The sequence below is a fragment of the Streptomyces sp. NPDC056144 genome, from assembly GCF_042264145.1.
Classification (GTDB): domain Bacteria; phylum Actinomycetota; class Actinomycetes; order Streptomycetales; family Streptomycetaceae; genus Streptomyces.
Genome location: NZ_JBHJVF010000009.1, coordinates 210831 through 229623, shown reverse-complemented (window position 1 = coordinate 229623; position 18793 = coordinate 210831). Strand labels below are relative to the sequence as shown.

The window sequence follows — 18793 nt, the reverse complement described above, 5'->3', positions numbered from 1 at the left end:
GCGCGCCCGGGGCGCTCACTCCTTCGGGTGAGATCCCCGGGGGGTGTTCCCCCGTGACCCGTACGGTCGGCAGAATCGACGCGGCCGCAGGGGCGGACCTGTGGGCCGCAGGGCCCTCGGGCGCTGTCGGTGGCTCGGGAAGGGCCGTGCATGATCCGTACCAGGTCGTTGGTCTCCGCTGGCTCCCGGCTCCGCCGGCTGGCCCCGCTCGCTCTTCCCACCGCGTGGGGCGCGGTGGCCGTGGCGTGGAAGTTCGGCTGTCCGCTGGCCCGGCAGCCGGGGCTGCCGATGCGGATCGCCACCAGCGTCGTCTTCCTGACCGTCGGCACCGGCCTCGTCCTCGGGGTGCGGCGGGGGCTCGCCCGTGAGCTGGCCCGGGTGCGGGCCGTCGCGGACGCCGCCCAGCAGGTGCTGCTCCGGCCGCCGTCGGCCCGTCTCGACGGACTCGCGCTCGCCGCCGGGCAGTTGTCGGCCTCCCGTGACGCCTCCGTGGGCGGCGACCTGTACGAGGCGGTGGCCACCCCGTACGGCGTGCGGATCGTCGTCGGGGACGTCCGGGGCCACGGGCTCGCCGCGCTGGGTGCCGTCGTCGCCGTCCTCGGCAGTTTCCGCGAGGCGGCTCACGACGAACCGGAACTCGGCGGTGTCCTGCGCCGTTTGGAGCGCGCGCTCGAACGGCACCTGCGCGAGCGGGCGCGGGACGAGCACCCGGCGCTCGGCGGGGCCGCGCCGGACCATCCGGTGGCGGAGGAGTTCGTCACCCTGCTCCTCATCGAGGTCGCGGCCGACGGACGGCTCGCCGTCCTCAACTGCGGCCACCCGAACCCGTACCGCATCGGCCGCCGCGTCGAGCGGCTCGCGCTCGGGGACCCGCTGCCACCGCTCGGGGTCCTGCCCCTGCCGGCGGTGCTCGCGCCGTACGCCGGGTCGCGGCTGTTCCCCGGCGAGACCCTCGTCCTCCACACCGACGGCGCCGAGGAGGCCCGGGACCACCGCGGCCGGTTCTTCGCGCTCGACGCGGCCCTCACCGGTGCCGTCGGCGAGCCTCCGGCGGAGCTGGTCCGCCGGGTCCAGGCGGCGGTCCTCGACCACACGCGCGGCCGCCTCGCGGACGACGTCGCGCTCCTCGCCGTACGCAACGACCGTGTCCGGGTACCGGCGCAGCCCGCCGAACCCGGGCTGCGCCGCCCCCGGCCCACCCCCTCGTCCCACTGGTGAGCGAGGGGTCGGGGCCGGCGCCGCCCGCCCCGCCACGGAGTGTCGGGCAGATCAGCGGGGCGGGCGACGCGGGCCGGGCGGCCGCACTGTACGAGGGGGAGCCGGCGGCCCGGCCGTCGCCTTGCGGCGAGAAGCACAGTCAACCGGCGCGGGGCCGGGGCCGGCAGCGTACGCGGACCGGAGGAACGGGTACTTCGTTCACACCCCGTGCGAAATCGACCGCTCGGATTCGGCCACGCGCGCCTCGCGGTTTCCCTAGGCTGAACCACCAGGAGGGAGCATGCAGCCCAACACCCTGCTCGACGCCCTGCTCGACGAGGCGGGCGTCTCGCACGCCGGGCTCGCCGCGCGCGTGAACCGGGCCGGCCGGGCCCGCGGGCTCGCCCTGCGGTACGAACACACCGCCGTGGCCCGCTGGTTGAAGGGGCAGCGGCCGCGCGGCCAGGTGCCCGACCTGATCTGCGAGGTGCTCGCCGCCCGGCTGGGCCGGCAGGTCACCCTGGACGACATCGGCCTCGGCGTACCGGGCGGGGCGCCGCCCGCCTTCGGCACGCCGCTGGCCGGGTTCGTCGAGCGGGCCGCCGCTCTGTGGCGCTCCGACCAGCAGCAACGGCCGCATCTCGTCGGCGCGCAGGCCGTGACGGGCACGCCGGCGGTGATGCCGGTCTGGGAGTGGGAGAACCCTCCGGAGGACGTGGACGTCTCGCGGGACGGCCGGGGGACGACGGTCTCGGCCGCCGACATCGCCGTCCTCGGCGCCGCCAGGACCCACTACGAGCAGATGTACCGCAAGGCCGGGGGCATCGCGACGCGCGCGCGGATCGTCGGCTTCCTCACCGCCGAGACCGCGCCGCTGCTCCGGGGCGTCTACAGCGACGCCCTCGGCCGGAGCCTGCACCGGGCCACGGGCGGCCTCGTGGCGGTGGCCGGAATCTGCGCCTACGACGCCGACGCGCACGGCCTCGCCCAGCGCTACTTCCACCAGGCGCTGCGGCTCGCGAAGGCGAGCGGGGACCGGGGGCTCGGTGCCTATGTGATCGCCCTGCTCGTCAACCAGTCGCTGTTCCTGGGGGAGTACCGGCAGGCGGTCGCCTTCGCGGAGGCGGCGCTGCGGGCGGCCGGGCAGCGGATCACCCCGGCGCTCGCCGCCGATCTGACGGCGATGCAGGCGAAGGCGTACGCCCATCTGGGGGATGGCGCCGCCGCGCTGGCCTGCATCCGGCGGGCCGAGGCCGAGGCGGAACGGATCAGCCCGGGCGCGGAACCCGCCGAGACGGGGTACGTCCAGCCGGGCCTCGTCAACGTCCAGGTCGCGGAGGCCCTGCTCAGACTGGGTGATCTTCCGGCGGCCCACGCGCACGCCTCGGCGGCGGTGGGGACGCCCTCGCACGACCGGGGGCGTGTGCACCGGCTGGCCATGCTGTGCCAGGTCGAGCTGCGGCAGGGGGAGGCCGACGGGGCGGCGCGCACGGCGGTGGAGATGACCGAGCGGGCGCGGGGGATGGAGTCGCGGCGGCTGCGGGACCGGCTGCGTCAGGTGCGGGAGGATCTCCTCGCGAGCGGGTCGGCCGACGCCAGGGAGGCGGCGACGATCGTGGACGGGGCTCTCCGCGTTCCCCTGTGAACCGCCAACTGCTGCGATATTGCCACCAAACAAGCACCGACCAGCTGGAAGGTGGCAAGAACGTGCAGTGGACGAAACTGAGTGAACACTCGGTCTATGAGAACCGCTGGTTCCAGGTGAACCTCGCGGACGTCGAGCTCCCGGACGGCCGCCACCTCGACCACTATCTGATCCGGCTCCGCCCGGTCGCCGTCGCGACGGCCGTGAACGAGGCCGACGAGGTCCTGATGCTCTGGCGCCACCGCTTCATCACCGACAGCTGGGGCTGGGAGCTGGCCGCCGGTGTCGTCGAGGACGGGGAGGACGTCGAGACCGCCGCCGCCCGCGAGATGGAGGAGGAGACCGGCTGGCGGCCGGGGCCGCTGCGCCATCTCCTCACCGTCGAGCCCTCGAACGGCCTCACCGACGCCCGTCACCACCTCTACTGGGCCGAGCGGGCCACGTACACCGGACCGCCGCAGGACGGCTTCGAGTCCTCGCGGCGGGCCTGGATCCCGCTCGAAGAGGTCCCCGACATGATCGCCAGGGGCGAGATCCCGGCCGCGAACATGGCCGCGGGGCTGCTGATGCTCCACCACCTGCGCCTCGGCTGAGCCGGGCGCGGAAGGCGGGCGCGGAAAGCGGGCGTGGAAAGGCCGGACGGCCCGTACCTGTGCGGTGGTTCGGGCCGTCCGGTGGCCGTGAGGCCAGGGGGGATGGATCAGAGGGATCAGGCGTACGGGTAGAAGCCCGAGCCCGTCTTCCGGCCGAGGCGGCCGGCGTCCACCATGCGCTGGAGCAGCGGGGGAGCGGCGTACAGCGGCTCCTTGAACTCGTCGTACATCGAGTCGGCGATCGAGGCGATCGTGTCCAGACCGATGAGGTCCGAGAGCTTCAGCGGGCCCATCGGGTGGGCGCAGCCGAACTCCATGCCGTTGTCGATGTCCTCGCGGCTCGCGATGCCCGACTCGAACATCCGGATCGCGGAGAGCAGGTACGGCACGAGGAGCGCGTTGACGACGAAGCCCGAGCGGTCCTGCGCGCGGATGGCGTGCTTGCCGAGGGCCTTCTCGGCGAAGGCCTGGGCGCGGCTGATCGTGCCCTCGGAGGTGGTGAGGGCCGGGATCAGCTCGACGAGCTTCTGCACCGGGGCCGGGTTGAAGAAGTGGATGCCGATGACCTGGTCGGGGCGGGAGGTCGCCACGGCCAGCTTGACCAGCGGGATGGAGGAGGTGTTCGAGGCCAGGATGGCGTCCGGCCGGGTGATCACCTGGTCGAGGACCTGGAAGATCTCGGTCTTGACCTGCTCGTTCTCCACGACGGCCTCGATGACGAGGTCGCGGTCGGCGAACTCGCCCAGGTCGGTCGTGAAGCTGAGGCGGGCGAGCGTCGCGTCCCGCTCCTCCTCGCTGATCTTGCCGCGCTCGGCGGCCTTCGCCAGCGAGTTGTAGAGCCGGGTGCGACCGAATTCGAGGGCCTCGCCGGTGGTCTCGGCGACCTTCACCTCAAGACCGCTCCGGGCACACACCTCCGCGATGCCCGCACCCATCTGGCCGCAGCCCACCACTCCGACGCGCTCAATGTCGGCCATGGAGTCCGTCACCTCGTGCCTTTCGCTCTTCTCTGGCGGCGGGCTCCGTGTGATTCCGGTGCGCCCACCTCGACGCCACGACGTTACCGCTCATTAACCGATGATCGATCGTCCGGAGCGTGCATGCTGTCCGGGTGCGTGTGACGTATCCGACAGGGAAGGGCGCGAAGTGGGACATATCGGGAGAAGGGGATTCGTTGTGGGGGCCACGGGTGTGGCGCTCGCCGCGACCGCCATGGCGACGGAGGCCCCTGCCGCCGTCCAGACCGTGGCCCGGACACTGAACGGGGCGCACCGCGTCCGGCCGAGGAAGGGACCGTACCCGCACGGCGACTTCCGCGGGGTCTGGGTGGCCACGATCCAGAACCGCGACTGGCCCTCCGCCCCCGGCCTGACCGCCGCCGCGCAGCGCGCCGAACTCCTCGCCCATCTCGACACGGCCGTCAAGCGGCGGCTCAACGCGGTGATCCTCCAGGTCCGGCCGAGTGCCGACGCGCTGTGGCCCTCCCCGTACGAGCCCTGGGCGCAGTGCTTGACCGGCACGCAGGGCCGCGACCCGGGCTGGGACCCGCTGAGCACGGCCGTCACGGAGGCCCACGCGCGCGGGCTCGAACTGCACGCCTGGTTCAACCCGTACCGGGTGGCGAACCACGCCGACCCGACCCGGCTGGCCGCGAACCACCCGGCCCGGCTCCACCCGGAGTGGGTCGTGCCCTACGGCGGGAAGCTGTACTACAACCCCGGCATCCCGGCGGTCCGGCGCTTCGTCCAGGACGCGATGCTGGACGCGGTACGGCGCTACGCGATCGACGCCGTGCACTGGGACGACTACTTCTACCCGTACCCGGTCGCCGGCCAGGTCTTCGACGACGACGCCGCCTACGCGGCGCACGGCGCGGGCTTCCCCGACAAGGCGTCCTGGCGGCGGAACAACATCGACCTGCTGGTCTCCGAGACGGCGACCCGGATCAAGGCGACCCGCAAGGGCGTGTCCTTCGGCATCAGCCCCTTCGGTGTCTGGCGGAACAAGACCACCGACCCGCTGGGCTCGGACTCCCGGGCCGGGGTGCAGACCTACGACGACCTGTACGCCGACACGCGGAAGTGGATCCAGCGGGGCTGGATCGACTACGTGGTGCCGCAGCTGTACTGGAACATCGGCCTGGAGGCCGCCGACTACGCCAAGCTGCTGCCCTGGTGGGACGCGGTCGTCCGGGGGACCGGCGTCAACCTCTACATCGGCGAGGCGCTCTACAAGGCGGGCGACCCCGCCCAGCCCGCGGCCTGGCAGGACCCGAAGGAACTGTCACGCCACCTGGCGCTCGCCCACCGCTACCAGTCGGTCGGCGGGCACGCCTTCTTCGCGGCGCGCGAGGTCGCGGCGGACACGACCGGGGCGATGGCCACCGTGGTGGCCGACCACTACGCGACCAGGGTCCGTCCGCCGTTGACGAGGGCGCAGCGGGCCTGAGAGCGCCGGCGGGGGAGGCTCGGCGGGCCTGAGGGTGCCGGCGGGGGAGGCCCGGCGGCCTCCGTCTCCGGGCTCAGCGGGCCTCCGTCTCCGGGCTCAGCGGGCCTCCGCCTCCGGCTGATGGCGTACGACGGTGTCGGGGCCCGGCGACATCAGGGCCTCGTGACCGTCGTCCTCGAACTTCACGCGGTACGGGGGAGCGCCGTCGTCCCCCAGTACCTGAAGGACCTTCGCCGTGCGGTCGTGGTGACCGACGGTCCGGCCGTGCACCAGTAGCTTGTCGCCCACGCTCGCCTGCATCGGGATGACCTCCTCGCGAACGAGCCGTGACCTCATCGGGGCCCCTGACTGCCATTGTGGCCCTCGCGACGGGCCTCCGCCCGGCGGGTCAGCCCTTGGCCCGCTGGGTGACCGCGATGCAGACCAGGACGCTCACGGCGGCGAGCGGGGCGGCCAGCGGCAGGGTCTCGCCGAGCAGGAACACCGACCAGAACAGGGTCAGGAGCGGCTGGGCCAGCTGGAGCTGGCTCGCCTTGGGGATGCCAATCTCCGCCATGCCCCGGTACCAGACGTACAGGCCGAAGAAGGTGGAACCGGCGGCCACCCAGATCAGGCCGATGACGCCGTGGGCGTTGAGGTGGACCGGCTCGACCGACAGTGCGACCGCAGATGCGGCGACCATCAGCGGCAGGCAGAACACCAGGGCCCAGCCGATGACCTGCCAGCCCGGCATGAGGGCCGCCAGCCGCCCGCCCTCGGTGTAGCCGGCGGCGCAGACGAGCAGCGCGCCGAAGAGGTACAGGTCGCCCGTGGACAGCGCGCCGCCGCTCTCCTTGAGCGTGAAGGCGATGACCACCACGGCTCCGGCGACGGCCGCGCACCAGAACGTACGGGACGGGCGGCGGCCGGTCCTGATCGCGGCGAGGGTCGCCGTGGTGAGCGGCAGCAGGCCGACGACGACGGCGGCGTGGGAGGTGGTGGAGGTCTGCAGCGCCAGGGTCGTCAGCAGGGGGAAGCCGACGACCACGCCGCCGGCGACCACGGCGAGCCCGGCCCAGTGGCGGCGCTCCGGCAGCGGCACCCGGCCGGCGAGGAGGAACGCGCCGGCGATGAGAGCGGCGAGGGTGGAACGCACGGCGACCAGGGACCAGGGGCCGAAGCTCTCCAGGCCCCAGACGGTCGACGGGAAGGTCAGCGAGAAGGAGATCACGCCGAGCAGGGCGAGCAGGGTGCCGCGCGTCCGGGAGGGGGTGCCGGCCCCGGTCGCGACGGCCCCGGTAGCGGTGGTGGCGCTTCGCTCGCTCGCGGTGACCGCTATCGTCTGGCTGGCAGTAGCGCTATCGTGTGCTCTCATGCATGAGCGTAGCAGTGTCGCTGAATTGGCGGAATCCCTGAGGTCGGAACTCGACCGCTACTCTCCTGGTGGAAAGCTGCCGTCGAGCCGGGCCCTCGTCGAGCGCTTCCGCGTCTCGCCGGTGACGGTCAGCCGGGCCCTCGCCCAGCTCTCCGCCGAGGGCCTCGTCGTCACCCGCCCCGGCGCCGGCGCCTTCCGCGCCGAACCGCGCACGGCCACCCCGGTCACCGGGGACACCTCCTGGCAGGAGCTGGCGCTCAGCGCCGACACCGCCACCGAGATCGTCCCGCGCTCCGTCGACGCCTCCGGCGTCCTCGTCACCCTCGCCCCGCCGCCGCCCGGGGTGATCGAGTTCAACGGCGGCTATCTGCACCCCTCCCTCATGCCCGAGCAGGCCCTCGCCGCCGCCCTCGCCCGCGCCGGACGCCGCCCGGGCGCCTGGACCCGGCCGCCCGCCGACGGCCTGCCCGAACTGCGCGCCTGGTTCGCCCGCGAGATCGGCGGCAGCGTCACCGCCGCCGAGGTGCTGATCACCGCGGGCGGGCAGTCCGCCCTCACCACCGCCCTGCGCGCGCTCGCCCCGCCCGGCACCCCCGTCCTCGTCGAGTCGCCGACCTACCCCGGCATGCTCGCCGTCGCCCGTGCCCACGGCTGCCGCCCCGTCCCCGTGCCGGCCGACGCCGACGGCGTCCGCCCCGACCTCCTCGAAGCCGCCTTCCGCGCCACCGGCGCCCGGGTCCTCGTCTGCCAGCCGCTCTTCCAGAACCCGACGGGCACCGCGCTCCCTCCCGAGCGGCGCCGCGAGGTCGTCCGCATCGCCCGGGCCGCCGGAGCCTTCGTCGTCGAGGACGACTTCGCCCGCCGCATGGCCCACGAGGACGCCGGACCGCTGCCGCCGACGCTCGCCGCCGACGACCCCGACGGCGTCGTCGTCCACGTCTGCTCGCTCACCAAGCCCACCTCACCCAGCCTGCGCGTCGGCGCCCTCGCCGCCCGGGGTCCCGTCCTGCAGCGGCTGCGCGCCATCCAGGTCGTCGACAGCTTCTTCGTCCCCCGCCCCCTCCAGGAGGCCGCGCTCGAACTCGTCGGCGCCCCGGCCTGGCCCCGCCACCTGCGGGCCGTCTCCCAGGAGCTCAGGAGCCGCCGGGAGGTCATGACGGCCGCCGTCGCCCGCCACCTCCCCGAGTTCGCCCTGCCCCGCGTGCCCTCCGGCGGGTACCACCTCTGGCTGCGCCTGCCCGACGCGCTGCCCGAGGCGGCGCTCCTCGCCGCCGCCCTGCGCACCGGCGTCTCGGTGGCCCCCGGCCGCCCCTACTTCTGCGCGGAACCCCCCGCCGGGCACATCCGGCTGAGTTTCGCGGGTGTCGCGGGCCCCGTCGAGATCGCGGAGGGCGTGCGCCGCCTGCGGGCGGCCGCCGACGAGCTCACCGCCTGAGCCCCTCCCCGTCCGGGGGCGGGAGTCCGCCGCGACACCGGCCGGACCCTGCCTCCGGCAAAACCGCATGACACGCTCCCCGCCGTCCTGCGACCCTCCCGCCATGAGCGACACCGCGACCCCCACCCTCCCCGCCGGCCCCGTCATGCACGGGGCGTACGAGATCTCAGCCGACCCCGCGCGGATCGACGTGGACCGCGTCCACCACTGGATCTCCACCGACTCCTACTGGGCCCACGGCCGACCTCGCGCGAAGCACGAGGCGGCCATGGCCGGCTCCCTCAACTTCGGCGCCTACCGCCAAGACACCGGCGAGATCGCCGCCTACGCCCGGGTCGTCACCGACTACGCCACCTTCGCCTGGCTCTGCGACGTCTACGTCGACCGGCCCGCGCGCGGCACCGGACTCGGCACCGCCCTCGTCGCCGCCGTCCGCGACCACCTGGCGCCGTACGGGCTCCGCCGCATCATGCTCGCCACCGCCGACGCCCACGGCGTGTACGAGAAGGTCGGTTTCACGCCACTCCAGAATCCGGACAAGTGGATGGCTCTCGGGCAGCAGTGACCCGAGGCCCCTCCGGTCACGGAAATCGACCTCTTGACCGAACGGGCCACCGGCCTCACGATCGCGGCCATGGGTCTTCGAGTGACGCTCGTCACAGCGGCGCGCAGCTCCTCCCTGCTCGCCGAACGCTTCGACGACGACCGGCCGCTCGACGAGGCCGGCTGGTACGAGGTGCAGGTCGCCGCGCCCGCGCTCATCCCGCTGGGCGCGGCCGAACTCCGCTACTGCTCCCCGACCCCGCGCGCCCGCGCCACCGGCACCGCCCTCGGCTACGCCCCCCTCGTCCAGCCCGCGCTGCGCGAGTGCGACATGGGCCGCTGGCGCGGCCTCACCCTCGCCGAGGTCGCCGCCCTCGAACCGGCCGCCGTCGACGCCTGGCTCACCGACGCCCGCAGCGCCCCGCACGGCGGCGAACCCCTCCTCGCCTTCATCACGCGGATAGGGAACTGGCTCGACACCCGCCCCGCCGACGACGGCGCCATCGTCGCCGTCGCCGAACCGTCCGTCGTCCGCGCCGCGCTCGTCTACGCCCTCAAGGCCCCGCCGGCCACCTACTGGAACGTCGACGTCCGCCCCCTCTCCACCGTCACCCTCGCCGGCCGCCCGGGCCTCTGGCACCTCCAGCTCGACGCGGCCACGCACTGAGCCGCCCCGAGGGTCCGGGGGGAGTCGCCTGCGGCGGTGGATCCGACCGCGACCGGCTAGCCTGAGACCACGATGAACCGTTTGACCACGTCATGGGGCGCCTTCACGCTGACCCGCTTTCCCGAGGACCCGCGCGACCAGCTGCGCGCCTGGGACGCGGCCGACGAATACCTCCTGGGCCACCTGGCCGAGAGCGGTACCGACCTCTCCGGCACCGTCGCCGTCGTCGGCGACCGCTGGGGAGCCCTCGCCACCGCCCTGCAGGCCGCGGGCCCGGCCGAGGTCGTCCAGATCACCGACTCGTACCTCGGCCAGCAGGCCACCCGCGCCAACCTCGCGCGCGCCGGCGCCGCCCCCGGGGCCGTACGCCTGCTGACCACGTTGGACCCGCCGCCCGAGCGGATCGACGTGCTCCTCGTCCGCGTCCCCAAGAGCCTCGCGCTCCTGGAGGACCAGCTGCACCGGCTCGCCCCCGCCGTGCACGAGGGCACCGTCGTCATCGGCACCGGCATGGTCAAGGAGATCCACACCTCCACCCTCCGCCTCTTCGAGCGGATCATCGGCCCCACGCGCACCTCGCTCGCGGTGAAGAAGGCCCGGCTGATCCACGCGACCCCCGACCCGGCCCTCACTCCGGGCGCGAACCCGTGGCCGCACCGGTACGACCTGCCGGCGGACACCCCCGCGCCGGGCCTCCCCGGGCTGAGCGTCACCAACCACGCCGGTGTCTTCTGCGCCGACCGCCTCGACATCGGCACCCGGTTCTTCCTCAAGAACCTCCCCGGTGACCTGGGCCGGGCCCGCGTCGCTGACCTCGGCTGCGGCAACGGCGTGGTCGGCCTCGCCGTCGCGCTCTCCGAGCCCGACGCGGAGCTCGTCCTCGCCGACGAGTCCTACCCGGCGGTCGCCTCGGCGAAGGAGAACTTCCGTACCCACGTCGGCACCGACCGCGACGTCGAGTTCCACGTCGGCGACGGCCTCACCGAGCTGCCCGCCGGCTCCTTCGACCTGGTGCTGAACAACCCGCCGTTCCACAGCCACCAGGCCACCACCGACCGCACCGCCCGCCGGATGTTCACCGACGCCCGCCGCGCGCTGCGACCGGGCGGCGAGCTCTGGGTCATCGGCAACCGCCACCTCGGCTACCACGTGACCCTGCGCCGGATCTTCGGCAACAGCGAGCTGGTGGCGAGCGACGCGAAGTTCGTGGTCCTCAGGGCCGTACGCCAGCCCGACCGCGACCGCGACCGCTGAGGCCGAGGCGGCGTCACTCCCAGCTGCGCGAGCAGAGCACGAGCTGATAGCCGTCGGGATCGACCACGGTGACGCCGAACTCGTCCCAGTACGGGTTGTGCGCGGCCACCCGGGTCCCCCCGGCGGCTATCAGTCTCTCGACCTGCTCCTCCTCCACAGGCGCGCCGAGATAGACGACGAACAGGTCTTCGACGGTTGGGGCCGGCTCCACCGGATTCTCCGGATCCCGCGTCAGCTCGAAGTGCCAGCCGCCGCCCGCCGGCCCGACCATGAGCAGGTCGTGCTTGCCCGGCTCCCGAGCCGTCGTCCGCCACCGCACGTCGAGGCCGAGCCCGTCGACGTAGAACCGCTCGGTGGCGGCGAGGTCCCGCGAGGGGCGGGCGATCCGTACGTGGTTCCGTGCATCGATGATCATGTCTCGACGGTAGAGGAGCGGCCCCGTCCCGCGCCTCGGGGATCACCCTCGCTTCTCCCTTACGTGCCCCGGACACGACCCCGAGGGCGCCCCCGTCACGTCAGGTTGACGAGCCCTCGCGGGGCGCGGCTCATCCCCGTACGACCTCGCGGGCGATGACCCGACGGGCCTCCGCGAGTTCCGTGTCGATCTCCGCCGCCCGCGCCGCGTCCAGGACGATCCCGGCCTCGCGCGGTTCTCCCCCGGCGAGGCGGCGGTGGCGCAGGTGGGTGGGCGGGTGGGTGGAGTCCACGCTGTGCCCGCGCAGTTCGGCGACGCGGCGCAGGCGTTCGTACTCGTTCTCCGGGACGGACGCGGCGTGGGCGGTGAGCCGCTCCCACAGCCCCTCGGCGGGGTCGTCGCCGCGCCGCCCGCCGATCCGGGTCCGCGCGGCCACGGCCTCCCGCTGGAGTTCCGCCATGACGCTGTCGGCGACGAGCAGCCGGTCCATCAGGCGGGCCGCCGCCTCCGAGCCGCCCGCGTGCGCGGCGGTCGTGTCGGCGAGGTACTCGGCGCGCTGCGAGGCCCGCAGGGTCAGGTGGTCGAGGAGGACGAGGACGCCCTCCACGAAGAGCCGGGGCAGCGCGGTCATCAGGTTCACGAAGTGCCCCATGAGGCTGTCGGCGTGCTCGGGGGCCAGGGCGTAGCGCCAGGTGGACAGCGAGCGGAAGGCGTTGCCGACGACCAGGGAGTGCCGGGTGTCCCCGTGGGCGTAATGCCCGAACTCGTGGCCGAGGAGCGCGATCCGCTCCTGCGGGGACAGTGTCTGCCACAGGCCGAGACCGAGGCGCAGCACCCGGTCCTGGCGGATGCCGTACGTCGTCACCGAGGCGTTGGCGTCGGCGTCGATCACCACCGCCCGTACGCCCGTGGTCCCGGCGCTCGTGGCGACCTCGTCGAGCAGCGCGAACAGCCGGGGAGCGTCGCCCCGGCGCAGCACGGGCAGCCGGTCCTCGACCTTCGCGAGGCGGGCGAACCGGGGTCGTAGCAGGAAGCCCAGGAGGAGCAGGAACGCCGCCAGTACGGGCTGGACACCCTTGCCCCAGCCCGTGACGGCCAGCCAGAGGCCGCCCGCGAAAAGGGCGAGGGTGACGCCGTGCACGCCGACCGCGAGGGCGGCGGCGAGCATCCCGGAGACGTCGCGGGGCGGCTTCCCGGTGCTTCCGCCGAGTCCTGTGCCCCCGTTGTCGCCCGCGCCCAGGTCGTGGAAGAGCTGCTCCCCGTGGCGCCGCGCCAGAGTCCGTCGTATCCGTTCGATCCGTCCGGCGGGGCCGTCGCCCTCTTCCTCCGGGGCGACGTTCCAGTCGCACGAGGCGCACCAGGCGACGAAGCGCCCTCCTCCGGTCAGCGCCGTCCCGCACTCCGGGCACTGTCTCCCGGCCCCCTGGGCGACGTCCGTCGTCACCGACATGTGCTGTTCCCTCCCCATGGTCCAGCCTCGGCCGGACCGTTTCCTTCGTGGCGGAGAGGGTATCCGGCCATATTTCGCGGCCATCGACGGTTCGTTGCATAAAACTGCGGATGCACGTATAGTCATGCCATCCATGAGGAGGGTTTCGATGGCAGCGGAGACGAAAGCGATGAAGGTGCGAGCGGCGGTCGCCGGTGCGAGCGGGTACGCGGGTGGGGAACTGCTGCGTCTGCTCCTCGCCCACCCCCACGTCGAGATCGGCACCCTGACCGGTCACTCCAACGCCGGTCAGAAGCTCGGTGCCCTCCAGCCGCACCTGCTCCCGCTCGCCGACCGCGTCCTCGCGCCGACCGAGGCCGAGGAGCTCGCGGGGCACGACGTGGTCTTCCTGGCGCTCCCGCACGGCCAGTCGGCCGCCGTCGCCGAGCAGCTCGGCCCCGACGTGCTCGTCGTCGACATGGGCGCCGACTTCCGCCTCAAGGACCCGGCCGACTGGGAGACGTACTACGGCTCCCCGCACGCCGGCACCTGGCCCTACGGCCTCCCCGAACTGCCCGGCGCCCGCGCCGCCCTGGAGGGCTCCAAGCGCGTCGCCGTCCCCGGCTGCTACCCGACCGCCGTCTCGCTCGCGCTCTTCCCGGCGTACGAGAGCGGTCTCGCCCAGCCCGAGGCGGTCATCGTCGCAGCCTCCGGCACCTCCGGCGCCGGCAAGGCCGCCAAGCCGCACCTCCTCGGCAGCGAGGTCATGGGCAACATGTCCCCGTACGGCGTCGGCGGCGGCCACCGCCACACCCCCGAGATGATCCAGAACCTCAGCGGTCCGGCGGGGGAGCGGGTCACCGTCTCCTTCACGCCGACCCTGGCCCCGATGCCCCGCGGCATCCTCGCCACCTGCACCGCCTCCGCGAAGCCGGGCGTCACCGCCGAGGCCGTACGGGCGGCGTACGAGAAGGCGTACGCGGACGAGCCCTTCGTCCACCTCCTGCCCGAGGGCCAGTGGCCGGCGACGGCGTCCGTCTACGGTTCCAACGCCGTTCAGGTGCAGGTCACGTACGACGCCGCCGCGAACCGGATCATCGCCATCAGCGCCATCGACAACCTCACCAAGGGCACCGCCGGCGGTGCGGTGCAGAGCATGAACATCGCCCTGGGCCTCCCTGAGGACACCGGACTTTCCACGATTGGAGTTGCGCCGTGAGCGTGACCGCAGCGAAGGGATTCACGGCGGCGGGCATCGCCGCCGGGATCAAGCAGAACGGCAACCCGGACCTGGCCCTCGTGGTCAACACCGGGCCCCGCCGCGCCGCCGCGGGAGTCTTCACCTCCAACCGCGTCAAGGCCGCCCCCGTCGTCTGGTCCCAGCAGGTCCTCGCCGACGGCGAGCTGACCGCCGTCGTCCTCAACTCCGGCGGAGCCAACGCCTGCACCGGCCCGCAGGGCTTCCAGGACACCCACGCCACCGCCGAGAAGGTCGCCGAGGTCCTCACCGGCCTGGGCACGGAGGTCGGCGCCGGCGAGATCGCCGTCGCCTCCACCGGCCTCATCGGCGTCCTCCTCCCCATGGACAAGCTCCTCCCCGGCGTCGAGAAGGCCGGGGCCGAGCTCTCCGAGCACGGCGGCGAGAAGGCCGCCATCGCCATCAAGACCACCGACACCGTCCACAAGACCGCCGTGGTCTCCCGGGACGGCTGGACCGTCGGCGGCATGGCGAAGGGCGCGGGCATGCTCGCCCCCGGCCTCGCCACCATGCTCGTCGTCCTCACCACGGACGCCGACGTCGACGCCAAGGGCCTCGACGGCGCGCTCCGGGGCGCCACCCGCGTCACCTTCGACCGGGTCGACTCCGACGGCTGCATGTCCACCAACGACACCGTCCTGCTCCTCGCCTCCGGCGCCTCCGGCGTCACGCCCGCGCAGGACGCCTTCACCGAGGCCGTGCGGGCCGTCTGCGACGACCTCGCCCGCCAGCTCATCGGCGACGCCGAGGGCGCCAGCAAGGACATCCGCATCGAGGTCGTGAACGCCGCGACCGAGGACGACGCCGTCGAGGTGGGCCGCTCCATCGCCCGCAACAACCTCCTCAAGTGCGCCATCCACGGCGAGGACCCCAACTGGGGCCGTGTCCTCTCCGCCATCGGCACCACCCGGGCCGCCTTCGAGCCGGACCGGCTCAACGTCGCCATCAACGGCGTCTGGGTCTGCAAGAACGGCTCGGTCGGCGAGGACCGCGACCTCGTCGACATGCGCTACCGGGAGGTCACCATCACCGCCGACCTCGCCGCCGGCACCGAGTCCGCCGTCATCTGGGCGAACGACCTGACCGCCGACTACGTCCACGAGAACAGCGCGTACTCGTCATGAGCGACAACGACAACGACAACGACGCCGACAACAAGGCGAACTCCAACACCGCGCGGAAGCACACCGCCCTCCCCAAGGCGCAGATCCTCATCGAGGCCCTGCCCTGGCTGACCCGCCACCACGGCAAGACGGTCGTCATCAAGTTCGGCGGCAACGCCATGATCGACGACGACCTCAAGGCCGCCTTCGCCCAGGACGTCGTCTTCCTGCGCCACGCCGGCCTCAAGCCGGTCGTCGTGCACGGCGGCGGCCCGCAGATCAGCGCCGCGCTCGACCGGCACGGCATCGTCAGCGAGTTCAAGGCCGGCCTCCGGGTCACCACCGAGGACGCCATGGACGTCGTACGGATGGTCCTCGCCGGCCAGCTGCAGCGCGAGCTCGTCGGGCTGCTCAACCAGCACGGCCCGCTCGCCGTCGGCCTCACCGGCGAGGACGCGCACACCATCACCGCCACCAAGCACCAGCCGGTCATCGACGGCGAGACGGTCGACATCGGCCGGGTCGGCGAGATCACCGCCATCGACACCGGCGCCATAGAGGCGCTCCTCGAGGACGGCCGGATCCCGGTCATCTCCTCCATCGCCCGCTCCCAGGACGACGGACATGTCTACAACGTCAATGCTGATACGGCGGCTGCGGCACTCGCTGCGGCGCTGGGCGCCGAAACGCTGATGGTCCTGACCGACGTCGAGGGCCTCTACGAGGACTGGCCGAACAGCGACGAGGTCATCAGCCGGCTCACCGCGAGCCAGCTGGAGAAGCTGCTGCCCGAGCTCTCCAGCGGCATGGTCCCCAAGATGGAGGGCTGCCTGCACGCCGTACGGAACGGGGTCACCACGGCCCGCGTGATCGACGGCCGCGTCCAGCACTCGATCCTGCTGGAGATCTTCACCGACGAGGGCATCGGCACGATGGTCGTGCCGGACGACCAGGGGGCGAAATGAGCGACAACCCGACCAACGCGGAGCTGACCCAGCGGTGGCAGGGCTCCCTCATGGACAACTACGGCACCCCGAAGCTGCCGCTCGTCCGCGGTGAGGGCGCCAAGGTCTGGGACGCCGACGGCAAGGAGTACGCGGACTTCGTCGGCGGCATCGCCGTCAACGCGCTCGGCCACGCCCACCCGGCGGTCGTCGAGGCCGTGAGCCGCCAGGTCCGCAGCCTCGGCCACGTCTCCAACCTCTTCGTCGCCGAGCCGCCCGTCGCCCTCGCCGAGCGGCTGCTCTCCCACTTCGGCCGCCCCGGCCGGGTCTTCTTCTGCAACTCGGGCGCCGAGGCCAACGAGGCCGCGTTCAAGCTCGGCCGGCTCACCGGCCGCACCCACATGGTCGCCACCCAGGGCGGTTTCCACGGCCGGACCATGGGCGCCCTCGCGCTCACCGGCCAGCCCGGCAAGCAGACCCCCTTCCTGCCGCTGCCCGGCGACGTGACCCACGTCCCGTACGGCGACGCGGAGGCCCTGCGTGCCGCGGTCACCGAGGAGACCGCGCTCGTGATCATCGAGCCCATCCAGGGCGAGAACGGCGTCGTCGTCCCGCCCGCCGGCTACCTCAAGGCGGCCCGGGAGATCACCCGCGCCACCGGCACGCTCCTCGTCCTCGACGAGGTCCAGACCGGCATCGGCCGCTGCGGCCACTGGTTCGCGTACCAGGCGGAGGAGGGCATCGAGCCCGACGTCGTCACCCTCGCCAAGGGCCTCGGCGGCGGCCTGCCGCTCGGCGCGACCGTCGCCTTCGGCGAGGCCGCGGAGCTCTTCGCCCCCGGCCACCACGGCACGACCTTCGGCGGCAACCCGATCGCCTGCGCCGCCGGACTCGCCGTCCTCGACGTCCTCGGGGCCGACGCGGCCCTCGACCACGTCAAGGCGGTGGGGGAGCGGCTGCGCCAGGGAATCGAGGGTCTGGGCCACCCGCTGGTCTCCCACGTCCGTGGTGCGGGCCTCCTGCTGGGTATCGTGCTTACCGAGCCCCTCGCACCCCAGGTGCAGCAGGCGGCTCAGGACGCCGGCTTCCTGGTCAACGCGCCCGCCCCCGACGTCGTACGGATCATGCCTCCGCTGGTCCTCACCGACGCCGAGGCGGACGCCTTCGTCGAGGCGCTGCCCGGGGTCCTCGACGTGGCGAACGGGCAAGGACGAAGCGGAGAATGAGACGACGATGACCGACGCGCAGGAGAACGAGCACGGCGGGCCGTCCGTTCCGCAGACCCGCACCGCACGCCACCGCAGGATCGTCGACATCCTCAACCGGCAGCCGGTGCGCTCGCAGAGCCAGCTCGCCAAGCTCCTCGCGGACGACGGACTGAGCGTCACCCAGGCGACGCTCAGCCGTGACCTCGACGAGCTCGGCGCGGTGAAGATCCGCAACACCGGGGGCGAACTCATCTACGCGGTGCCCAGCGAGGGCGGTTTCCGTACCCCGCAGGCGCCGCTCGGCGAGTCCGCCAAGGAGGAGCGCATGCGGCGCCTCTCCGGTGAACTGCTGATCTCCGCCGAGGCGTCCGCGAACCTCGTGGTCCTGCGGACCCCGCCGGGCGCGGCCCAGTTCCTCGCGTCGGCCATCGACCAGGCCGAACTCCACGCCATCCTCGGCACGATCGCGGGTGACGACACGCTCCTGCTGATCAGCCGCGACCCGACGGGCGGCCAGGCGCTCGCCGACCACCTGCTGAAGCTGGCCCAGAAGTAGCCGCTCCCGCGCACCTCAGTACCGCTCAGTACCGCGTGATCGCCGTCGGACCGCTCCTGGTTCCGACGGCGATGTGCGGTGCGCGCCCCGGGTCCGCCCAGGCGAGCACCGCGCGCATGGCCTCCAGGGGCACCGAGACGCAACCCGCGGTCGTCCCGCGCCCGTTCACGTGCAGGAAGATCCCGGCCCCGCGCCCGCGCACCGGCCGGTCGTAGTTGAACCCGACGACGAGCGCGTGCGTGTACTGCGGGTCGTACGTGGCGAGGTGCTCGGCCTCGGCGGCCCGGCAGTCCTCCGGCAGCCCCTCCACCCAGCGGTTGTACGCGCGCGCGTCGTTGTCCTGGCACCACCACGAATCCCGCGTCACGCGCGCGTAGCGGTACGCGTTCCCCGGCGGCGCGGGCGCGGTCCCGAAGGCGTACGGCAGCCGGAACAGCCCGGTCGGCGTCGTGGACGTCCCCTGTCGCCGCGTCGCCCCCTCGGTGAGCCCGTTGGCCCCGAACCGCGCCGGCGCGGACCCGGCCCGCACCCATTGCCCGCCCCGCAGGTCCCACCACGTCAGGACCCCCGTCGTGGCCCCCGTGTCGGCGGCCTCGGCCGTGATCAGCTGCGAGCCGCCGCCGGTGTCCGCCATCCGTCCGGGCAGCGTTACGGGAACGGGGGCGGGTACGCGGGCGGGTGCGGGCGCGGCGGCGAGCGAGAGCAGGGCGGTGCCGAGGACGAGCAGGGTGCGCATGGCCGCGA

19 protein-coding genes are annotated in these 18793 nt (G+C 73.4%); 13 read left to right on the top strand and 6 right to left on the bottom strand.

Translation table 11 applies throughout. The annotated features are described in order from the left end of the window. The first annotated feature begins 150 nt into the window (after positions 1-150). From ACFC0Z_RS26025 to ACFC0Z_RS26015, 3 genes are all read left to right on the top strand, one after another. The gene (locus ACFC0Z_RS26025; protein WP_376442431.1) at positions 151-1218 is read left to right on the top strand and encodes a PP2C family protein-serine/threonine phosphatase; all 1068 of its coding nucleotides are present in this window, start codon (positions 151-153) and stop codon (positions 1216-1218) included. Between the two features lie 280 nt (positions 1219-1498). Beyond that, on the top strand, positions 1499-2842 hold the full coding sequence (locus tag ACFC0Z_RS26020) for a transcriptional regulator (protein WP_376442428.1): 1344 nt from the start codon (positions 1499-1501) through the stop codon (positions 2840-2842). A 62-nt stretch (positions 2843-2904) separates the two neighbouring features. Continuing rightward, positions 2905-3435 (top strand): NUDIX hydrolase, encoded by a 531-nt coding sequence (locus ACFC0Z_RS26015; protein WP_376442514.1) that lies wholly within the window; start codon positions 2905-2907, stop codon positions 3433-3435. A 116-nt stretch (positions 3436-3551) separates the two neighbouring features. Here ACFC0Z_RS26015 and ACFC0Z_RS26010 read toward each other — a convergent pair whose 3' ends face one another. Then, positions 3552-4412: a 3-hydroxybutyryl-CoA dehydrogenase gene (locus ACFC0Z_RS26010; RefSeq protein ID WP_376442425.1), complete on the bottom strand. Its 861-nt coding sequence runs from the start codon at positions 4410-4412 to the stop codon at positions 3552-3554. A gap of 199 nt (positions 4413-4611) precedes the next feature. Between ACFC0Z_RS26010 and ACFC0Z_RS26005 the strand changes: the two genes are divergently transcribed. Beyond that, positions 4612-5883 carry a glycoside hydrolase family 10 protein gene (locus tag ACFC0Z_RS26005; protein WP_376442422.1) on the top strand — a complete coding sequence of 424 codons (1272 nt, stop codon included), beginning with the start codon at positions 4612-4614 and terminating at the stop codon, positions 5881-5883. A gap of 96 nt (positions 5884-5979) precedes the next feature. Here the strand turns inward: ACFC0Z_RS26005 and ACFC0Z_RS26000 are convergent, their stop codons facing one another. Continuing rightward, positions 5980-6183: a DUF1918 domain-containing protein gene (locus tag ACFC0Z_RS26000; protein ID WP_376442419.1), complete on the bottom strand. Its 204-nt coding sequence runs from the start codon at positions 6181-6183 to the stop codon at positions 5980-5982. Between the two features lie 88 nt (positions 6184-6271). Next, positions 6272-7237 carry a DMT family transporter gene (locus tag ACFC0Z_RS25995; RefSeq protein WP_376442416.1) on the bottom strand — a complete coding sequence of 322 codons (966 nt, stop codon included), beginning with the start codon at positions 7235-7237 and terminating at the stop codon, positions 6272-6274. Between ACFC0Z_RS25995 and ACFC0Z_RS25990 the strand changes: the two genes are divergently transcribed. From ACFC0Z_RS25990 to ACFC0Z_RS25975, 4 genes are all read left to right on the top strand, one after another. Beyond that, entirely contained in the window at positions 7236-8672 is a 1437-nt protein-coding gene (locus ACFC0Z_RS25990) for a PLP-dependent aminotransferase family protein (protein ID WP_376442414.1), read from the top strand. The genes ACFC0Z_RS25995 and ACFC0Z_RS25990 overlap by 2 nt on opposite strands. A gap of 103 nt (positions 8673-8775) precedes the next feature. Next, positions 8776-9237, top strand: a complete 462-nt coding sequence (locus tag ACFC0Z_RS25985) for a GNAT family N-acetyltransferase (RefSeq protein WP_376442411.1) — start codon at positions 8776-8778, stop codon at positions 9235-9237. A gap of 69 nt (positions 9238-9306) precedes the next feature. Beyond that, the gene (locus ACFC0Z_RS25980; protein ID WP_376442408.1) at positions 9307-9882 is read left to right on the top strand and encodes a histidine phosphatase family protein; all 576 of its coding nucleotides are present in this window, start codon (positions 9307-9309) and stop codon (positions 9880-9882) included. A 72-nt stretch (positions 9883-9954) separates the two neighbouring features. Next, positions 9955-11136 carry a methyltransferase gene (locus tag ACFC0Z_RS25975; RefSeq protein WP_376442405.1) on the top strand — a complete coding sequence of 394 codons (1182 nt, stop codon included), beginning with the start codon at positions 9955-9957 and terminating at the stop codon, positions 11134-11136. A 13-nt stretch (positions 11137-11149) separates the two neighbouring features. On the opposite strand, the gene ACFC0Z_RS25970 is transcribed toward ACFC0Z_RS25975, so the two are convergent. Then, positions 11150-11551: a VOC family protein gene (locus ACFC0Z_RS25970; protein ID WP_376442402.1), complete on the bottom strand. Its 402-nt coding sequence runs from the start codon at positions 11549-11551 to the stop codon at positions 11150-11152. A gap of 130 nt (positions 11552-11681) precedes the next feature. Then, positions 11682-13001 carry a M48 family metalloprotease gene (locus ACFC0Z_RS25965; protein ID WP_376442399.1) on the bottom strand — a complete coding sequence of 440 codons (1320 nt, stop codon included), beginning with the start codon at positions 12999-13001 and terminating at the stop codon, positions 11682-11684. Positions 13002-13170: 169 nt separating this feature from the next. Here ACFC0Z_RS25965 and argC point away from each other — a divergent pair, with 169 nt between their 5' ends. From argC to ACFC0Z_RS25940, 5 genes are read left to right on the top strand one after another with little or no spacing between them, the layout of a single operon-like run. After that, entirely contained in the window at positions 13171-14199 is a 1029-nt protein-coding gene (gene argC / locus ACFC0Z_RS25960) for an N-acetyl-gamma-glutamyl-phosphate reductase (RefSeq protein ID WP_376442511.1), read from the top strand. Continuing rightward, positions 14196-15362 (top strand): bifunctional glutamate N-acetyltransferase/amino-acid acetyltransferase ArgJ, encoded by a 1167-nt coding sequence (gene argJ, locus ACFC0Z_RS25955; protein ID WP_376442396.1) that lies wholly within the window; start codon positions 14196-14198, stop codon positions 15360-15362. The genes argC and argJ overlap by 4 nt, the downstream gene beginning before the upstream one ends. Continuing rightward, positions 15359-16306 (top strand): acetylglutamate kinase, encoded by a 948-nt coding sequence (argB, locus tag ACFC0Z_RS25950; RefSeq protein WP_376442394.1) that lies wholly within the window; start codon positions 15359-15361, stop codon positions 16304-16306. Before argJ ends, argB begins: the two co-directional genes overlap by 4 nt. Further along, a complete protein-coding gene (locus ACFC0Z_RS25945) occupies positions 16303-17511 on the top strand; it encodes an acetylornithine transaminase (RefSeq protein WP_376442391.1) in 1209 nt (402 codons plus the stop codon). Before argB ends, ACFC0Z_RS25945 begins: the two co-directional genes overlap by 4 nt. 7 nt (positions 17512-17518) lie before the next feature. After that, complete coding sequence (locus ACFC0Z_RS25940; RefSeq protein WP_033206443.1) at positions 17519-18049, top strand: arginine repressor; 531 nt, start codon at positions 17519-17521, stop codon at positions 18047-18049. Positions 18050-18074: 25 nt separating this feature from the next. On the opposite strand, the gene ACFC0Z_RS25935 is transcribed toward ACFC0Z_RS25940, so the two are convergent. Beyond that, positions 18075-18785 carry a L,D-transpeptidase gene (locus ACFC0Z_RS25935; protein ID WP_376442388.1) on the bottom strand — a complete coding sequence of 237 codons (711 nt, stop codon included), beginning with the start codon at positions 18783-18785 and terminating at the stop codon, positions 18075-18077. Positions 18786-18793 lie beyond the last annotated feature (8 nt).